Source organism: Proteus sp. TJ1640, assembly GCF_003144445.1.
GTDB lineage: Bacteria > Pseudomonadota > Gammaproteobacteria > Enterobacterales > Enterobacteriaceae > Proteus > Proteus penneri.
The window spans coordinates 135,343-153,398 of the sequence record NZ_PENY01000010.1 but is presented as its reverse complement, the minus strand read 5'-3'; the positions used below and the strand labels follow the sequence as shown (position 1 = coordinate 153,398).

The window sequence follows — 18,056 nt, the reverse complement described above, 5'->3', positions numbered from 1 at the left end:
TTTATGAGTAAGATATTAGTTATTGCTAATGGTGCGGCTTATGGCAATGAATCATTATTTAACGCACTGCGTTTATCAATAACATTGAAAGAACAGCATCCAGAAACTGAATTAAATATTTTTTTAATGTCAGACGCAGTGACTGGGGCTTTAGCGCGTCAACAACCTAAAGAAGGTTATAACTTACAGCAAATGCTGGAAATTTTAACAGCACAAAATGTGCCTGTTAAACTATGCAAAACCTGTACAGACACTCGTGGTATCAGTGAGCTACCACTTGTTGATGGTGCAGAATTAGGCACGTTAGTGGATTTAGCTCAGTGGACACTAGATGCTGATAAAGTCCTGACTTTCTGATCATCATTTCGTTTTCTCGGGCGAGAAACAGGCCAAGCAACTTGTGCTGTTTACAATGCCAATTTAAAGCAATTGGATTATAATGATAAACAGTTTTTCAATATTAATTGAACAAGTTGCTTAACTATGCGCACTCAAACTTTTTTTTCTCAGTTCGATAATCGAATAGTGACGACTATTTTCGCCACGATTATTATGTTTGTTTTTTTGAGTTTCTCCATTAACTCAGTTTTAGCTGCAGTACCCAGTAATTTACCCACTCAAGAAAGTATTCAAAACCAGCTTAATTTATTAAACAAACGTAGCGAGTTAAGTGCAGAAGATAAATTAACGATTGCTGACTTAGAACAATCTCTTTTATTACTTGATAATATTCAACAGCTAGAAAAAAAATTAGCAAGCTATGATAAAACCGTAGAGCAATTACCTGAAAAGCTGCGTAATGCACAATATCAACTTAATCAGTTAAAACAGAAAGTCGCTAATAAAGAAGTAGGCGACTATCAAAAGTCACTAGAAGCATTACCTTTAGCAACATTAGAATCACAATTAGAGACTGTCTTACAATCATTACAAAAAGCGCAAGACGATTTAGCGAATTACAGCAATGAACTTATTGTGTTACAAACACAACCAGAAAGAGCACAATCTGTTTTATTTAATAACTCAGAAAGACTGCAACAAATAAGAATATCATTGAATAAAAGTAGTGCAGATAAAGCACAAATGCGACCTTCAGCAGTACAATTATTGCAATTAGAACAATATTATCTTCAACAACAGAATAATTATCAAAAACGCACCTTACAATTTAATGTGCAGCTACAAAGCCTATTACAGCTCCAACGTGATTATAGTTCTGCTTACATCGACCTTTCCCAAGAACATGCTCAACTCATTCAAGAAGAGATTAGTGATAAGCGTTTAGATAGTTCAGAAGAAACGGCGAAAGAAGCGCAAAGTACAGGACTTGAAAATCAGGAAATTAATAGCAATCCTTTTTATTTAGCACAAACAGAAATCAATAAACATCTTAGTGATAAGTTGATTGTTACAACACAAAATAATAATGAGTTAAATCGCCATAGTTTAATGGTCAAAAATCGTTTAGACAGAGCTATTCAATCTGAACGAAATTTAAAAGAACAAATTGATGTTCTCAAAGGAAGCTTATTGCTTTCTCGTATCTTATTTGAAGAGCAAGTTGATTTACCGGATGGTATTTTTATTAATAACCTGCCCGATAAAATTGCGGACTTACGCTTAGAGCAGTTTGAAATAAACAAACAACGCGATCAAATAATACAGCCCAGTGTTTATATTGATCAGTTGATGCATGAATATCAAGTTGCTCATCCTGAAGCATCCGATCCTAATGCACAAAAAGAGTTACGTAGTGCATTAGAATTACTTGTTGATGCTAGACGTGAATTACTTGATAAGCTCAACAACCAATTGGGTAATCAAATCTCAGGTTCGATTAACCTACAAATGGATCAACAACAATTGCGTAGTGTGGTCAGCTCACTCGAAAACACATTGGCTCAGCAAATTTTCTGGGTAAGCAGCAATAAGCCTATTAATCTTAATTGGTTTTCAGCATTCCCCTCGCAGGCTGTTGCTGAGTTTCAAGGTGTTAAACTCAATTGGTCAAATGAAAATCTGCTGATCGGGGCTAAGAAATCACTTCCTGTTCTTATTGCGTTAATTTTGTTCGGTTCAATACTGATTTGGCAACGTAAAAAACTTGATATTCAGTTTGAAAAACTGAACGGGGATATAAATAAACTTAATAAAGATTCTCAGTTGCATACACCGCTTGCTCTGGGAATTGTTTTTCTTAAAACTTTACCTCTGTCTTGTTTTGTTTTAGCGATAGGATATTGGCTAATAAATAGCTTTAATGTACAACAAGAGTTTATCTGGTCCTTCGCTTGGCAATTTGCGGTATTTTGGCTGATGTTCGAATGGTCTTATCGCTTAATGTCTGACAATGGTGTTGCAGTAAAACATTTTAAAATTCCTGTAGAGCGAGTCCAACAAAACCGTAAACGTTTATTACGGCTTTCTTTTCCTATGTTGCCGATTATTTTACTTTCTGCTTATGGCATTAATAATCCATTATTGCTGGTGGGCGATGTGATTGGGCAGTTGGTTGCGATTATTTCACTGTTTTGCATTAGTTTATGTGCATTGCCGTTTTGCCGCGAAATGTGGCAAGAAAAGGGGAATCATGTTGTTAGAACGGTTGTGATCACCCTATTAACATTCTCGCCTTTAATTTTAATGGGATTAGTCATTTTTGGTTATTACTATACGGCGTTGCGTTTAGCCAATCGCTGGATTGATAGCTTATATCTGCTTATGTTGTGGTTTATTGCTTATCACGCCAGTTTGCGCGGATTAACTGTTGCGGCGAGAAGGCTTGCATATCGTCGAGCGCTTGAACGTAGGCAAGCTATGTTAAAAGAGAAAAAAGAAGGTGAAGATAACAGCCTTGAACCGATTCAAGAGCCGCCAATGGATATGGATCTAATCAATCAGCAATCATTAAGACTGACAACGATGATCTTATTTATCATCTTTGCTTCTAGTTTCTATGGAATTTGGTCTGATTTTATTACTGTGTTTACCTATTTAGATGGAATAACGCTCTGGAATTACACATTACCGACAGAACTCGGTAATGTGGTTAAGGCCGTGACTGTTGCTGATCTCTTATTGTCTGTTTCTATCATGGCAATCTCTTGGTTTATGACGCGAAATTTACCGGGTTTATTAGAGGTATTAATTTTATCGCGTATCAAACTGCAACAAGGCGCTTCTTACGCTATTACGACTATTTTAACCTACGTTATTATTGCTATTGGAACCATTGTCTCTCTGGGAATATTAGGTGTGGCATGGGAGAAATTACAATGGTTAGCGGCGGCTTTAACGGTAGGGTTAGGGTTTGGTTTACAAGAGATCTTTGCAAACTTTGTGTCTGGCTTAATTATTTTGTTCGAAAGACCTGTCAGAATTGGTGATACGGTTACTATTGGTACTTATTCTGGTACGGTTAGCCGAATTCGAATTAGAGCAACGACAGTGACTGACTTTGATCGCAAAGAAGTGATTATTCCAAATAAAGCGTTTGTAACTGAACGGCTTATTAACTGGACATTATCTGATACTGTCACACGCATTATTATTCAGGTGGGGGTGGCATATGGCTCTGATCTCGATAAGGTCAAAGCGATCTTAATGAAGGCCGCTAAAGATAATGTCAGAGTGATGACTGAACCAGAACCCGTGGTGCTATTTACTGAATTTGGGGCAAGTACCCTGAATCATGAATTGCGTTTTTATGTCAGAACATTAGGTGATAGAAGTATTGCAATAGATGAAGTTAACCGCGCTATTGATAAGCTATGTAATGAAAATAATATCAATATTGCGTTTAACCAACTTGATGTCTATTTGCATAATAAACAAGGTGATGAAGTACAAGAGATAAAACGTCCTCTTGATGGCTCAACACCTGACGCTAATACGCCTTTCGCTTAATTAAAGGGATGAATGAGTAGATTGTGTCGCTAATTTTTTTTCATAATCTTGGCGCACAATCTCGAGGGCTTCCAATGCTGTTTTAGGATCAATATGGTGGCTTTCAAGTAAATAGATAAGATCGACAGCCAATTGAACAGACTCTGGCGCTTCGTTTAAACTCATAATCACTTCCTTTAAAATTTATCTTCTTGTTTCTCAATGTTTTTTTCGATAGAAAACAAGGCGTTTTTGCAGCGCGCAAGGCGATTTTCAAGAGCGGCAATCTCTTTTTGTAACTCTTGTTGCTTCATAAAGCTCTGTGCTTGCATTAATGAAAGTTCTCTATCTTGGATCATGGCCTGTAATCGACGTTCATAATCCTGATGTTGGGCAAGTTTTTGGTATAAATCGACACTTTTTTTTCGTTGAGTAAGCTGGTTCTCTTGCTTTCTTAGTGTTTGTGTCGATAATTCACGAGTTAATGCTTCTATTTGTTGTAGGATTTGTGTAGCCAGAAATTTAACCTGCTGGCTTCGTTGTGCTTCAACACAAGCGATTAACTGGGTAAAATTATCGCGGATCTGTTGCATATAGCCGTCAAGAGAATCACTTCGGCGGTGGAACAGTGCTGTGTCGAAGCAAGGTGCTGCAATTTTTTTGTTTGCAATAGGCGCCATTGTTTCGGCTAGATTGTCTATCTGTTTTTTAAACAAGCTTAAAGGATCGGGTTTAGTCATCTGGTTCTTGTCCCTGTTTTGATAAAAACATGAATTGACTTTAAGCAACAAAAAAGAGTTGTTAACTGGCTTTCTGTTGCATTTTAACGGCATATTGCATAGATTCTATCGTTTCGTTTTTTATTATGGCACTGATTATGACTGCTAACGCGCAACAACTGCAATTTATTAAAGACAGTATTGAAACCATTCCTGATTATCCAAAAGAAGGGATATTATTCCGTGATATCACTACATTATTAGATAATCCTGCTGCATATCAGGCAACCATTGATTTATTGGTAGAACACTATCAAGGTCAGGGTATCACTAAAGTCGTGGGTACCGAAGCTCGCGGTTTCTTATTTGGTGCTCCGGTTGCTTTACGCCTCGGTGTTGGTTTTGTTCCTGTTCGTAAAAAAGGTAAATTGCCTCGCGAAACGCTCAGTGAAACTTATGATTTGGAATATGGCACAGATACTTTAGAGATCCACAAAGATAGCATTACGGATCAAGACAAAGTATTAATGGTTGATGATTTACTGGCAACCGGTGGCACCATTGAAGCAACTGCTCGTCTTATTCGCCGTTTAGGCGGGACTGTGACAGAAGCTGCATTCATTATCTGCTTACCTGATTTAGGCGGTATCCAACGCTTAGAAAAACAAGGTATTCACAGCTTTACGCTGGTTGATTTTCCAGGACATTAATTTCTTCACTGTTTAGAAAAGGGCTAATGAAGTTCTTATCGTAAACACAAGTAAGAGTGCGGGTGCTTATATATCGTTTATAAGTTTTTCTATTTTTATAAATGTATATTGCCCGCACAATTGTTACCTCTTACTTTATCTTTTATTTCAGCTGGTTCTTTCATTAATATCTCATTTGTTTCTTACAGATCTCGCTCAATAGGTCGCCCCTGTGTTAGCATAGAGATAAATCTTGTTCAAATTTAGCGGAATCAATGAGCTATCAGGTACTTGCCCGTAAGTGGCGCCCACAAACTTTTAACGATGTTGTCGGCCAACGTCATGTGTTGACTGCTTTAGCTAATGGTCTTGATCATCAGCGACTTCATCACGCCTACCTTTTTTCTGGCACTCGAGGTGTCGGAAAAACCACTATTGCCCGATTATTTGCCAAAGGGCTTAATTGTGAAACAGGTATTACGAGTAAACCTTGTGGTCAATGCGCAAATTGCCTTGAAATAGAACAAGGGCGTTTCGTTGATTTAATTGAAATCGATGCTGCATCTCGAACCAAGGTAGAAGATACCCGTGAACTGCTGGATAATGTGCAATATGCGCCAGCTCGTGGCCGTTTTAAGGTCTACTTGATTGACGAAGTTCACATGCTTTCTCGTCACAGCTTTAATGCGTTACTAAAAACATTAGAAGAGCCGCCTGAGCACGTTAAATTCTTATTAGCGACGACAGATCCACAAAAATTACCTGTCACGATTTTATCGCGTTGCTTGCAATTTCATCTGCGAGCATTAGATATTGACCAAATAGCAACACAACTCGAAAAAGTACTTTTAGCAGAACATATTGAAAATGATGTAAGAGCACGTCAACTTATTGCACGCGCTGCTGATGGCAGTATGCGAGATGCATTAAGTTTAACAGACCAAGCCATTGCAAGTGGCGAAGGTGTCGTCAGTACGGAAGTGGTTAGCCAAATGCTTGGCACTATTGATGACGCTCAACCTTTAGCATTGATTGAAGCGTTGGTAAAAGCGGATGGTCAACAGGTCATGTCGCTGGTGAATGAAGTCGCTTCAAGAGGGACTGACTGGGAAAATTTCCTAGTGGAAACCCTCTCATTATTACATCAAATTGCCATGTTGCAGTTATTACCTAGTGAAGAAAATCCTCAAGAGCAATTTACTCAAGAGCGTCTACGTTTATTGGCTAAATCTGTTTCTCCACAAGATTTACAACTCTATTATCAAACTTTATTAGTCGGGCGAAAAGAACTGGCTTATGCACCAGATAGACGCATGGGGGTCGAAATGACTCTGCTACGTGCGCTTGCTTTTCATCCTAAAACAGTGATTGATGAAATACCTTCAGCGCCATTAGCACAAACTCTACCTTCAGCATCATTACCTACGAATAGAATGTCTGAACATTATGCTCCGCAAACTGTACAGACTCACTCGCCTCAAATGGCTCACCAATCTTCTTCGCCTATAGAAAAGAGTGCGTCATTAGGTAACAGCCCAGCAGCACAACTTTTAAGAGCAAGGCAGGCAATCAAGGGGACGGAACAACAAACCCCGCCAAAAAAGTCTGAACCGGCGACGCCTAATCGGGCTAAGCCGGCTGCTAGTGCATTAGAGCGGCTAGCAGCCGTGAGTGAAAAACGCCAGCAAGTTGTGAAGCGTCAGACTAATGCGCCTGAAAAAAAGAAAAAAGAAGAGTATCAGTGGCGTCCGCAAAACCCTGAAATCATGTCAACGGAACAGGTTGTTTCTTCACCCAAAGAGATCAAAGAGGTTCTCGAATATGAAAAAACACCTGAATTAGCAGCGAAAATTGCTAAAGAGTCGCAAGAAAGAGATGCTTGGGCGGCTGAAATTGACAAAATGCCACTACCTAAATTAGTGCAACAACTGGCCTTAAATGCGTATAAAGAGACAGTAAGCGAAGAAAACGTTATTTTGCATTTACGAACTAAACAGAAACATTTAAATTCAGCAAATGCGTTACGTACGCTGACTAATGCGTTAAGTGAATTGCATGGAAAAGCAATTTCACTCACAATTATAGAAGATGATAATCCAGCGGTAAAAACGCCGTTGGAGTGGCGACAAGCCATTTATGATGAAAAATTGGCGTTATCGCGTCAATCGATTATTACGGATAAAACGATTCAAACATTACAGCAATATTTTGATGCTGAATTGGATGAAGAGAGTATCCGACCTGTTTAATCGCAACATGTTGTATGACTTCATACTGTGTGGCTTTTACAAAGAGAGACAATTATGTTCGGAAAAGGTGGTTTGGGTAATCTGATGAAGCAAGCCCAACAAATGCAAGAAAAAATGCAACAAATGCAAGAAGAGATCGCAAACTTAGAAGTGACAGGTGAATCTGGCGCTGGCTTAGTTAAGATCACTATCAATGGTGCTCATAATTGCCGTCGTGTTGAAATCGATCCTAGCCTGCTAGAAGATGACAAAGAGATGCTAGAAGATTTGATTGCTGCTGCCTTTAATGATGCTGCACGTCGTATTGATGAAACACAAAAAGAAAGAATGGCTTCTGTTTCTAACGGTATGCAATTGCCACCAGGCTTTAAGATGCCATTCTAATGCAAACCAGCCCACTTCTTGAATCATTAATGGAAGCGTTGCGTTGTTTACCCGGTGTCGGGCCTAAATCAGCGCAACGAATGGCTTTCCAACTACTTCAACGCGATAGAAGCGGTGGTATGCGACTTGCACAAGCTCTCACACGCGCAATGTCTGAAATTGGTCATTGCTGTGATTGCCGAACTTTTACTGAAGAAGAGCGTTGTACCATCTGTGCCAATGTTCGCCGTCAGCAAAATGGGCAAATTTGTGTTGTCGAAAGTCCTGCGGATATTCATGCTATCGAGCAGACAGGGCAGTTTGCGGGCCGATACTTTGTTTTAATGGGGCATTTATCTCCTTTAGATGGTATTGGGCCTATGGATATTGGTTTAGATAGACTGGAAGAGCGCTTAAGCCAAGAAACTATTTCAGAAGTGATCTTGGCGACAAACCCGACTGTTGAAGGTGAAGCAACAGCCAATTACATTGCTGAGATTTGTGCTCAGTATGATATTGCTGCCAGCCGAATTGCCCATGGGGTTCCTGTGGGAGGTGAGCTTGAAATGGTCGACGGTACAACGCTTTCACACTCTATTGCTGGACGCCAAAAAATCCACTATTAACATCATAAATAGTTTATTAAAAAAGCACCTCTTTACTTAATGTATGAGGTGCTTTTTTTTATCTTAAACTTCGAAAAAATGTACCGTTTTAACTAAAAATTAGTCCATTAAGCTGTAAGACGGTTTTTTTTAAGAAATATCTTTTATCTTCACTTTATTGCTTTTTTCTTTCTGATGAATTTTGCGTCTTTATGTTACATTAACCATTATCATGAAAAATAATAACTGAATGATGGAGCATCTTATGATCCCTGACGTAGCCTTGGTTGATAATAGTGAACAAAGAACCCCTCTTATCTTAGTGCTAGATAGCTCTGGTAGTATGTATGGGCAACCTATCCAACAACTAAATGAAGGCCTTAAGTTACTTGAACAAGAACTAAAAAATGACGTTATTGCTGCAAAGCGTGTACGTATTTTAGTGATTGAGTATGGCGGATATGACCAATGCACTATTCATGGTGATTGGAAAGATGCTATGGATTTTACGGCGCCTGTATTAGAGGCAAATGGCACAACGCCGATGGGGCAAGCTATCACGCTGGCACTTGAAGAAATAGAAGCGGAAAAACAGCGTTTTAAACAAGCCGGTGTTGCTTATACTCGTCCTTGGCTATTCTTAATGTCTGATGGTGTACCAACCGATCAATGGGAACAGGCTGCACAGCTTTGTCGTCAAGCAGAAGAAAGCCAAAAAACAGCAGTATTTCCTATCATGGTTGATGGTGCATCAGCAGAGGTAATGGGCAGTTTTAGCCGTAATGGTGTTAATGGGGTGAAAATGCTTAAAGGTTTACAATTTAAAGAGTTGTTCTTGTGGCTAAGCGCCAGCATGCAAGTGGTGTCTCAATCAACACCGGGTGGCACGGCACAATTACCTTCTACGGATTCTTGGGCGAGTGTACCTGTTTGATGAACGATTGGTTAGCATATGGGGCATCGGTGACAGGAATTGCCCATCAAGAACGTCAAATTCCCTGTCAAGATGCTTATTTTATTCGCCGTAAAGGTGAATATCTTATCGCCGCTGTTTGTGATGGTGCAGGCTCCTCTCGTTATAGTGAACAAGGCGCTCAGCTTGTCGCTCGGTTATTTACGCTACGCATTACAGAGTGGCCAAACATTGATTTGTTAACCGAAAAACAGATAACACAAGGGGCTAAACAGCTTATTGAAGATATTCGACTGCAATTGGCTGAATATGCAGAAATAAAACAGTGTGCGCTTAATGAATATGCATCAACACTGGTTGCATGTTGGGTTGGTGATGATTGTGGTTATTTATTCCATTTAGGTGATGGCATTGCTGTAGTGGAATACTGCGATGGTACAAGTTATGTATCACAGCCTGAAAATGGGGAATATGCAAATCAAACTTGGTTTGTGACGTCAGAAAATTGGGATGCACATTTACGCGTAATTCCTCTAAACAAACCAGTAAAACAAGTTATTTTGATGTCTGATGGTGTACAGCCTTTTGCCATGAATAAAGCGTGTGATGCACTTTATGAACCGTTTATCACCCCTGTGATCCGTTATTTAAAAACAGTTTCAGAAGATAGCGGAAGTGAGGCATTAGCAGGGACTTTAGCTGATCCTCGAACGCATTCAATCACAGGCGATGATAAAACCTTAGTTATTTGCATCAGGGATGAAGAGTTGTGGTAAAAGCAAGAAAGAAAGGGATAACTCAATCAGTATCTAGGCAATTACAAGATGAAAACGGTAAGATTTATCAAATAGGTGATTTGATAAAAAGCGGTGGTGCAGGTAGCGTTAGCCATATTAATAATGTCCCTTCCCAAGTCTCAAAAGTTTATCATGACAAAATTGATAAAGCCTATTATCTGAAAAAAATCACGGCAATGCAGAAGTTAGAACCTGCATTAAAGCCTGTTTCTGTTAACGGTACGCCTATTATCCAACTCGCATGGCCTCAAGCACGTTTATATAATAGCCAAAAGCAATTTGTTGGCTTTGTGATGCCGGAACTTGATGTCAAAAATACGATTGAGTTGGAATACATTCTTCAAGAACGCCAAGCCAAAGCTCATGGTTTACCTACTGGGATGGGCGCGAAAGTCAGTCTCGCATATAACCTTTGCTCATTGATTGACGCTTTACATCAGCAAGGGCACCGTATTATCGATATGAAACCGTTGAATTTGCGGTTTTATAAATCAAGCTTATATATGTCTCTTCTCGATTGTGATGGATTTAGTATACAAGGAGAAAATACACGTTATCCTGCAGGGCAATTTACCGTTGAATATTTAGCGCCAGAATTTCAAGCCAAGCAAACTATTCCAGAAGCAGAAGAAGAGTGGCAAGATCGATTTGCTTTAGCTGTAATTATTTTTCAGTTGCTTAATTTTGGTATCCACCCTTTTAGTGGTCGCCCTAAAAATGACACTGTACCTACGGATATTCCAAGACGTATTGCTGGGCGCTTTTATGGTTATGGCATAAAAGCACATAATTTAATTTCACCCAGTGTAGCGAGTGGGCATAAACAATTACCTGATACATTAAGAACACTCTTTGATAAAGCATTTTCAGGAGCTCCTTCATTAAGACCCAGTGCTAAAACATGGGCTACGGCACTGTATGAATACGCACAACCTGAAAAACAGCAAATGTTGGTTTGCCAGAAAGATAAAAACCACCAGCATTTTGCGGGTAAAGCCTGTGCAGCATGTGCAAGGCAAGCTCAGTTACAGCAAGTTGCAACAACTCAAAAACAAAATCAAACGCAACAAGAACAGGTACGCCAAACAAGAGTACAAAATACTATTGCTAGACAAGCGACAATACGTACAGCTCCGTCTAAACCGATGCAACCTCCTGCAATTTTTGTTGCTATAAAACAAGCTATAAGCAAAGTACCTAAAGTTATTTTACATACCGCTATTGCTATGACAGTCCCAGTAGTTTTGGGTTTATTACTGATGAACTTTATTCCACAAGGAGTCAGCGGTAGTTTAGGCTCTAGTTGGGTCGCTGATTTAATCAAAGCGGATTATATTGAACAAATACTAATAACGATGTTGAGTGTGATGTTTTTAATGGTTTCAGCCATTATTTTGTTAGTTATTTTTGTTTTCCCTTCAATGCATATTTTGAAAAGAAAGCCATAGTTTAGGGGAAATAACATGAAAAAAAGAATAAAGCTGATCCTGATTATTATTGGCGTTATAACATTACTGTTCCCTTTTTGGTTGCCAGCCTTCTTGGTTTCCACTTTTAGCTTAATTGATGGTTTTAATAGTAAAATTCTCCCCTCATCGGTTCGCTTTGATGAACGTAATTTCTTACTGGGATTATGGCTAGGTTCTCTTATTATGACGATTGTAATGTTATTGCAATCGTGGAGAGCTAAAAATATTTATTATTTATTCGGTGGGGGACTCGTGCTTTTAATGGCGCTGGGTGTGTCATTTTCGGTGATCCCAAAGAATGAATTAGAAGATCGTCGTCGTTTTGTTTTACAAAATATTGAGCAGTCAGAATGGCAAAATTATCATTATTTTGTTGTTAATAGTGAAGATGATATTCGTAAAGTTATTCGGTCTAATCAAGCTAAAGCATTGGCATCGCTTAGCGCGATTGAAAAAACACGAATAGCTTTACCAGGATTAGATTATTTTAGTGATGATGTGGTTGCTGCGACAAAAGCGAAAGACGCTTATTTAGTTCATACAAAAGGCACACCAGAACGTACGGACGCTTTAAAAACACTCAATTTTTATGGCGACTGGCTATTAAATCAACCTGAGATTATGGTTGCTCAGGCGTTAGCTTCCCTTTCAAGTAGTCATGATGCTCAATTAACGCAATCAGGTATTAATGTTATTGCTGTTGCACCCTTATCACCTGAGGCATGGCAAGTTTTAGCACTGACTTATATTGCTCATCGTTCTCCCGATGCTCAAGTTGAAAAAGCGATGTTAGCGTTAATGGTAGCGGATACACTGACACAGGCTAAACAAGCTCGTCATGATGTTTCAGCACAACAATTATTGAAAAAAGCAATTTCAGAGCTTACTGAAAATCAGCGTCAGATTTATCAGATATTACAAGCGCGTGTTATTGAAGATCGTTATTATCGACAAAATAGCTCCCCTCCTGAAGATGTCACAACGTTGGCAAATCAACGATTACCAGTGAATAACGCAATAAATAATGATTTAACCACTTATCTTGAAATGCATTCAATGATGGAAAAACAGTATCCCGGAGAAGTGATAGTTGAATCACCTAATGAAGTAAAAAACTTAACTGAGATCCGTTATCCAACAATCAGAAGATATATCCCTCGTGCAGAGGTTATTTTATCCATTGATGTCGATCCTCAAGGGCGCATTTCAGGGCTTTGGGTGCAAAACAGTAGTGGTGTTGATGCTTTTGATGATCAAGCCGTGAGCGCAGCTCGTCATTGGCGTTTTATGCCTAATAAAGACGGATATCGCCAACGTGTAACAGTGCGTTTTGAAAGCACTCGCCTTGGTTGGAAAGAGTATGCTGTTAAGTTGCAATCAACATTGATCAAACTGGTTAAAGCTTACGCAAGACAAGAAGCAAAAGGGATAACACTTACCGAAAATATTTATTCAGAATTGAAAAAACAAGCGCCAGAATTAGACGATGAAAGAGAACTAACTCGCTCTAGCTATGATCCTTATGCTTCTTATTACCCTAGACTATCGCAAAAACAGCAAGAAAAGCGGGCAGCGTTACAAGCAATCTTAAAGGAGTTACAGGCATTGCCTAATAGCGAGAATAATCATGAAAATTGGGATAACAGTATTCGCTTTTTAAATGAAAAGCTCGCTCTTCATCAAGATAATGCCGATATCGTGAGAACAGTGGCGCGTTTTGAATTGCAATATTACAACATAGGAACAAATAATTTAGCAAGATCGCCTAATATTTATCCTCAAGAAAAAAGATATTGGCAAACCTTATTACTTAATGCACGTACACATTTTGAACAGGCTATTGCATTAGATCCTGATCGTGAAGATGTCTGGTTAGGTTGGGGAATAACATGGCTCGATGAAGATCCTGAAATTGCAGCGGGTGCATTTGCTAAAGCCTCACAGCAGAAGTCAACAGAAAGTATTGGTTCTCTTATGCAACTGTTAGAAATGCGTATGGTGATGGATACACTTGAAGGCGTGCGTTTAGAGCGTTATCAGACCTTGCGCGCAAGAATGGATATGCGTTACTTACCTGAAGATATCGAAATTAAGCCTGAAGATGATTATCTCAGTGTTGATTTAACTCAGATTCAATTAGCTCAACGTGCAATACCCGCATCAGATCCGAATAGCAAAGTTGTTCGCTTACCATTGAATACCGATAAAATTGAGCAATCAAATCGGACATTTAGTATTGATTTCTCATCAGCCAATATCAATGGTGGTGATCAGGTATTACCGAAAGTGAAGGCACCTAGCACAGCACCTAAAACAGGGGATATGATCTTGCAACTTGATGTTGATCCTCAAGGTGTTCCTACCGTGGTTTTATTGAAATCTGGTAGTGGTGACATGAGCATAGATAATGCTGTTATTGATGCTGCATATCAATGGCGTTTTAATGGTTCACCAGTTCGAAAAGGTAGTGTGCTTTTGATATCAGTTCAATTTAGCCAATAATTACCATTTAATTAAATAATTGTTATAAAAAACCTCCTTTTTTGTTGTTGAAAAGGGGGTTTTCTTCTTTTTAGTGATTTTCTAACTTATTGAAAGTCATAAATTTGTTATCTTGATCACAAAAAAATCACCATTTAAAAATAGTAGAACCACTTAACTCAGAAAACAGACCGCTTAATTCTTTATACAACCGCTAAGAGATTTAATCACACCATTCCAATGTAAGAATTCTTATTATGTCGCTGCGGGTAGTTATCTTTTAGATTCGCTCAAATAATTTTCTGCTGTCCCGCATTACTCTTTGGCTGTTCGGTCTTGCCTGAAAAAAAAGGTGTCTCATGAACAAAAATGCATTTTTAAAGCACGTACCTTGGGTGATCCTCGGGATTATCGGTGCTTTTTGTCTTTCAGTAGTTGCACTTCGCCGTGGTGAACACGTCAGTGCACTATGGATAGTTGTTGCTTCTGTTGCTGTCTACTTAGTTGCTTATCGTTACTATAGTCTTTACATCGCTCAAAAAGTGATGAAGTTAGATCCAACTCGAGCTACACCTTCTGTTGTTAACAATGACGGTTTGAACTACGTTCCAACTAACCGTTATGTTTTATTTGGTCACCACTTTGCTGCTATCGCAGGTGCGGGTCCTTTAGTTGGACCCGTTCTTGCTGCTCAAATGGGGTACTTACCGGGTACACTTTGGCTATTAGCTGGGGTTGTGCTTGCTGGTGCAGTACAAGACTTTATGGTGTTGTTTATTTCAACGCGCCGTAATGGTAACTCACTTGGTGAGATGATAAAGAAAGAGATGGGTCCAGTTCCGGGTACTATCGCTTTATTCGGCTGTTTCCTTATCATGATCATCATTCTTGCTGTGCTTGCACTTATCGTTGTTAAGGCATTAGCAGAAAGCCCATGGGGTGTATTTACTGTTTGTTCAACAGTACCTATTGCCCTGTTTATGGGTATCTACATGCGTTATATCCGTCCAGGTCGTGTCGGTGAAGTATCTGTTATTGGTATTGTCTTACTGATCGCAGCGATTTGGTTTGGTGGTGTTATTGCTCACGACCCATTCTGGGGCCCAGCGTTAACCTTTAAAGATACAACAATTACTTTTGGTCTTATTGGTTATGCTTTCGTGTCTGCATTATTACCAGTATGGTTAATTCTTGCGCCACGTGACTATTTAGCAACTTTCCTGAAAATTGGTGTTATCGTTGGTTTAGCTGTGGGTATTGTGATTTTAAACCCTGAACTGAAAATGCCAGCAGTTACTCAATACATCGATGGTACTGGGCCATTATGGAAAGGGGCTTTATTCCCATTCTTATTTATTACTATCGCTTGTGGTGCCGTTTCTGGTTTCCACGCCCTGATTGCTTCAGGTACAACACCTAAGCTTATCGCAAATGAAATGGATGCGCGTTTTATTGGTTATGGTGCAATGTTAATGGAATCATTCGTTGCGATCATGGCGCTAGTCGCTGCATCTATCATTGAACCAGGCCTGTATTTTGCAATGAATACCCCACCATCAGGTTTAGGCATTACAATGCCGAATCTACATGAATTAGGTGGTGAAAATACAGCTGTTATCATGGGGCAGTTAAAAGAAGTTACCGTACATGCAGCTGCAACAGTCAGTTCATGGGGCTTTGTTATCTCTCCAGAAGAAATCTTACAAACAGCGAAAGATATCGGTGAACCTTCCGTATTAAACCGTGCTGGTGGTGCGCCTACTTTAGCGGTTGGTATCGCGATGGTGTTCCATAAAATCATTCCTGCTGCGGATATGGGCTTCTGGTATCACTTTGGGATCTTGTTTGAAGCGCTCTTTATTTTAACCGCGTTAGACGCAGGTACACGTTCTGGTCGCTTCATGCTTCAAGACTTATTAGGTAACTTTATTCCTTACTTGAAGAAAACAAACTCGTTCATTCCGGGTGTGATTGGTACAGCGGGTTGTGTCGGCTTATGGGGATATCTGTTATACCAAGGTGTTGTTGACCCATTAGGCGGCGTTAAGAGCTTGTGGCCACTGTTTGGTATTTCAAACCAAATGTTAGCGGCGGTTGCTCTGGTATTAGGTACTGTTATCTTAATTAAGATGAAACGTACTAAATATATTTGGGTGACAGTTGTTCCGGCAGTATGGTTATTAATTTGTACAACATGGGCATTAGGTCTGAAACTCTTCAGCGATGATCCACAAATGGAAGGTTTCTTCTACTTAGCAAATGAATACAAAGCTAAGATCTTAGCGGGTGGTGCGGACTTAACTGCGGTTGAAATTAACAATATGAATCATATTGTAATTAATAACTACACCAATGCTGGTTTAAGTATTCTATTCTTGTTAGTTGTTTACAGCATCATTTTCTACGGTTTCCGTACCGCAATGAAAGCGCGTAAAAATCCAGAAGAAACAGCACAAGAAACACCGTATGTTCCTATGCCAAAAGATGTAAAAGTGTCCTCAGGTCACTAATTTAGGTAGATAGGTTAAACCCCCGCGCTGGCTTGCCAGTGCGGGGCTTAGGAGAAACTTATGTTTGGTAATTTAGGGCAAGCTGGTAAATATCTAGGACAAGCAGCACGTATGCTAATAGGTATTCCTGATTACGATAATTATGTGCAGCATATGAAAGATAACCATCCAGATAAGCCTGTTATGACCTATAACGAGTTTTTCCGTGAACGTCAGGAAGCCCGTTATGGCGGTGGTGATGGTAAAGGCGGTTTTCGCTGTTGCTAATGATCCGTAAAGGAGATAAATGATGGAACCTATTGCAGTGACAATACTGACCGGTTTTTTAGGTTCAGGTAAAACAACACTTTTACGCCATATGCTTAATGAAGAGCATGGATATAAAATTGCCGTTATTGAAAATGAATTTGGTGAAGTACCTATCGATGATGAAATCATTGGTGATAGAGCCACTCAAATTAAAACACTGACCAATGGTTGTATTTGTTGTAGTAAATCGAATGAATTAGAAAACACGCTATTAGACTTATGTGACAGTCTAGATCGCGGTGAAATTGAGTTTGATAGATTAGTTATTGAATGTACTGGCATGGCTGATCCTGGTCCTATTAGCCAAACTTTCTTTTCTCATGAGATCATCTGCCAGCGCTACTTATTAGATGGCATTATCACACTTGTTGATAATGTTCATGCTCAGCAACAACTGGATCAATTTACGATTGCACAATCACAAATTGGTTATGCTGACCGGATTCTGTTAACAAAAACAGATATCACTCCAGCCTCTCCTGAATTAATGGCACGGTTAAGACGTATTAATGCCAGAGCACCTGTGCATACCGTTATTCATGGACAAGTTGATTTAGGACTCCTGTTTAACGTAAAGGGTTTTATGTTGAACGATAATCTCGATGTAAAACAGCCCCTGTTTCGTTATCAGGCAGAAAAGCAAGATGATATCAATTCGATTGTGTTAACTTTTGACTATCCCGTTGAGTTACAAGAAGTTTCAGACGTAATGGAAAAATTATTATTAAGCTTTGCTGATAATCTTTTACGTTATAAAGGGATATTAAATATTAAAGATCAACCTAATCGCTTGTTATTCCAAGGTGTACAACGCCTTTATAGTGCGGATTGGGATAGACCGTGGCATGAAGATGAAACTCGTCAAAGCACATTGGTCTTTATTGGTATTCAATTACCAGAAGATGAGATAAGAGCTAGTTTTGATGCATTAATGCCAAGTACGCAAGAAAATGCACATTAACCCAATACCCTGTAGTGAGTGTTAGAGAGTAGTACGAAGTAAGTAGTAGAAGTAACCGTAGTATAGTCGTAAATAGCAGTAACGAATATTGATAAGCTCCTGACTT

At 39.3% G+C, this 18,056-nt stretch carries 15 protein-coding genes; 13 read left to right on the top strand and 2 right to left on the bottom strand.

Annotation, left to right across the window (positions count from 1 at the left end; all coding sequences use genetic code 11):
* The first annotated feature begins 3 nt into the window (after window positions 1–3).
* Together DK861_RS03665 and mscK are read left to right on the top strand one after the other, a co-directional pair.
* On the top strand, window positions 4–357 hold the full coding sequence (locus DK861_RS03665) for a DsrE/DsrF/TusD sulfur relay family protein (RefSeq protein WP_109399281.1): 354 nt from the start codon (window positions 4–6) through the stop codon (window positions 355–357).
* 126 nt (window positions 358–483) lie between these two features.
* Complete coding sequence (gene mscK, locus DK861_RS03660; protein WP_109399280.1) at window positions 484–3,906, top strand: mechanosensitive channel MscK; 3,423 nt, start codon at window positions 484–486, stop codon at window positions 3,904–3,906.
* Here mscK and rsmS read toward each other — a convergent pair whose 3' ends face one another.
* Window positions 3,907–4,071, bottom strand: a complete 165-nt coding sequence (gene rsmS / locus DK861_RS03655; protein ID WP_072063650.1) for a pleiotropic regulatory protein RsmS — start codon at window positions 4,069–4,071, stop codon at window positions 3,907–3,909.
* An 11-nt stretch (window positions 4,072–4,082) separates the two neighbouring features.
* Window positions 4,083–4,625: a primosomal replication protein gene (locus tag DK861_RS03650; protein WP_072063649.1), complete on the bottom strand. Its 543-nt coding sequence runs from the start codon at window positions 4,623–4,625 to the stop codon at window positions 4,083–4,085.
* Between the two features lie 137 nt (window positions 4,626–4,762).
* Here DK861_RS03650 and apt point away from each other — a divergent pair, with 137 nt between their 5' ends.
* From apt to yjiA, 11 genes are all read left to right on the top strand, one after another.
* A complete protein-coding gene (gene apt / locus DK861_RS03645) occupies window positions 4,763–5,314 on the top strand; it encodes an adenine phosphoribosyltransferase (RefSeq protein WP_109399279.1) in 552 nt (183 codons plus the stop codon).
* 254 nt (window positions 5,315–5,568) lie between these two features.
* Complete coding sequence (dnaX, locus tag DK861_RS03640; RefSeq protein WP_072063647.1) at window positions 5,569–7,542, top strand: DNA polymerase III subunit gamma/tau; 1,974 nt, start codon at window positions 5,569–5,571, stop codon at window positions 7,540–7,542.
* Window positions 7,543–7,596: 54 nt separating this feature from the next.
* Window positions 7,597–7,926, top strand: a complete 330-nt coding sequence (locus tag DK861_RS03635; RefSeq protein WP_023580840.1) for a YbaB/EbfC family nucleoid-associated protein — start codon at window positions 7,597–7,599, stop codon at window positions 7,924–7,926.
* Window positions 7,926–8,531: a recombination mediator RecR gene (gene recR / locus DK861_RS03630; protein ID WP_069368552.1), complete on the top strand. Its 606-nt coding sequence runs from the start codon at window positions 7,926–7,928 to the stop codon at window positions 8,529–8,531. The genes DK861_RS03635 and recR overlap by 1 nt, the downstream gene beginning before the upstream one ends.
* 244 nt (window positions 8,532–8,775) lie before the next feature.
* Entirely contained in the window at window positions 8,776–9,444 is a 669-nt protein-coding gene (locus DK861_RS03625) for a VWA domain-containing protein (protein ID WP_196543904.1), read from the top strand.
* Window positions 9,444–10,199 (top strand): PP2C family serine/threonine-protein phosphatase, encoded by a 756-nt coding sequence (locus DK861_RS03620; RefSeq protein WP_109399278.1) that lies wholly within the window; start codon window positions 9,444–9,446, stop codon window positions 10,197–10,199. Before DK861_RS03625 ends, DK861_RS03620 begins: the two co-directional genes overlap by 1 nt.
* Window positions 10,193–11,668, top strand: a complete 1,476-nt coding sequence (locus tag DK861_RS03615; RefSeq protein ID WP_109399277.1) for a DNA-binding protein — start codon at window positions 10,193–10,195, stop codon at window positions 11,666–11,668. Before DK861_RS03620 ends, DK861_RS03615 begins: the two co-directional genes overlap by 7 nt.
* A 15-nt stretch (window positions 11,669–11,683) precedes the next feature.
* On the top strand, window positions 11,684–14,191 hold the full coding sequence (locus DK861_RS03610) for a TonB family protein (protein ID WP_109399276.1): 2,508 nt from the start codon (window positions 11,684–11,686) through the stop codon (window positions 14,189–14,191).
* 338 nt (window positions 14,192–14,529) lie between these two features.
* Window positions 14,530–16,680, top strand: a complete 2,151-nt coding sequence (locus DK861_RS03605; protein ID WP_006535035.1) for a carbon starvation CstA family protein — start codon at window positions 14,530–14,532, stop codon at window positions 16,678–16,680.
* A gap of 60 nt (window positions 16,681–16,740) precedes the next feature.
* Complete coding sequence (locus DK861_RS03600) at window positions 16,741–16,947, top strand: YbdD/YjiX family protein (protein WP_004245057.1); 207 nt, start codon at window positions 16,741–16,743, stop codon at window positions 16,945–16,947.
* Between the two features lie 22 nt (window positions 16,948–16,969).
* Window positions 16,970–17,950: a GTPase gene (gene yjiA, locus DK861_RS03595; protein ID WP_109399275.1), complete on the top strand. Its 981-nt coding sequence runs from the start codon at window positions 16,970–16,972 to the stop codon at window positions 17,948–17,950.
* Window positions 17,951–18,056 lie beyond the last annotated feature (106 nt).

Bases quoted from the DNA above. Each gene is read 5' to 3' on its own strand.
- recR (WP_069368552.1), top strand. From the start codon at position 7,926: ATGCAAACCAGCCCACTTCTTGAATCATTAATGGAAGCGTTGCGTTGT.
- apt (WP_109399279.1), top strand. From the start codon at position 4,763: ATGACTGCTAACGCGCAACAACTGCAATTTATTAAAGACAGTATTGAA.
- DK861_RS03620 (WP_109399278.1), top strand. From the start codon at position 9,444: ATGAACGATTGGTTAGCATATGGGGCATCGGTGACAGGAATTGCCCAT.
- DK861_RS03665 (WP_109399281.1), top strand. From the start codon at position 4: ATGAGTAAGATATTAGTTATTGCTAATGGTGCGGCTTATGGCAATGAA.
- DK861_RS03610 (WP_109399276.1), top strand. From the start codon at position 11,684: ATGAAAAAAAGAATAAAGCTGATCCTGATTATTATTGGCGTTATAACA.
- DK861_RS03605 (WP_006535035.1), top strand. From the start codon at position 14,530: ATGAACAAAAATGCATTTTTAAAGCACGTACCTTGGGTGATCCTCGGG.
- DK861_RS03625 (WP_196543904.1), top strand. From the start codon at position 8,776: ATGATCCCTGACGTAGCCTTGGTTGATAATAGTGAACAAAGAACCCCT.
- DK861_RS03600 (WP_004245057.1), top strand. From the start codon at position 16,741: ATGTTTGGTAATTTAGGGCAAGCTGGTAAATATCTAGGACAAGCAGCA.
- DK861_RS03650 (WP_072063649.1), bottom strand. From the start codon at position 4,625: ATGACTAAACCCGATCCTTTAAGCTTGTTTAAAAAACAGATAGACAAT.
- yjiA (WP_109399275.1), top strand. From the start codon at position 16,970: ATGGAACCTATTGCAGTGACAATACTGACCGGTTTTTTAGGTTCAGGT.
- dnaX (WP_072063647.1), top strand. From the start codon at position 5,569: ATGAGCTATCAGGTACTTGCCCGTAAGTGGCGCCCACAAACTTTTAAC.
- rsmS (WP_072063650.1), bottom strand. From the start codon at position 4,071: ATGAGTTTAAACGAAGCGCCAGAGTCTGTTCAATTGGCTGTCGATCTT.
- mscK (WP_109399280.1), top strand. From the start codon at position 484: ATGCGCACTCAAACTTTTTTTTCTCAGTTCGATAATCGAATAGTGACG.
- DK861_RS03635 (WP_023580840.1), top strand. From the start codon at position 7,597: ATGTTCGGAAAAGGTGGTTTGGGTAATCTGATGAAGCAAGCCCAACAA.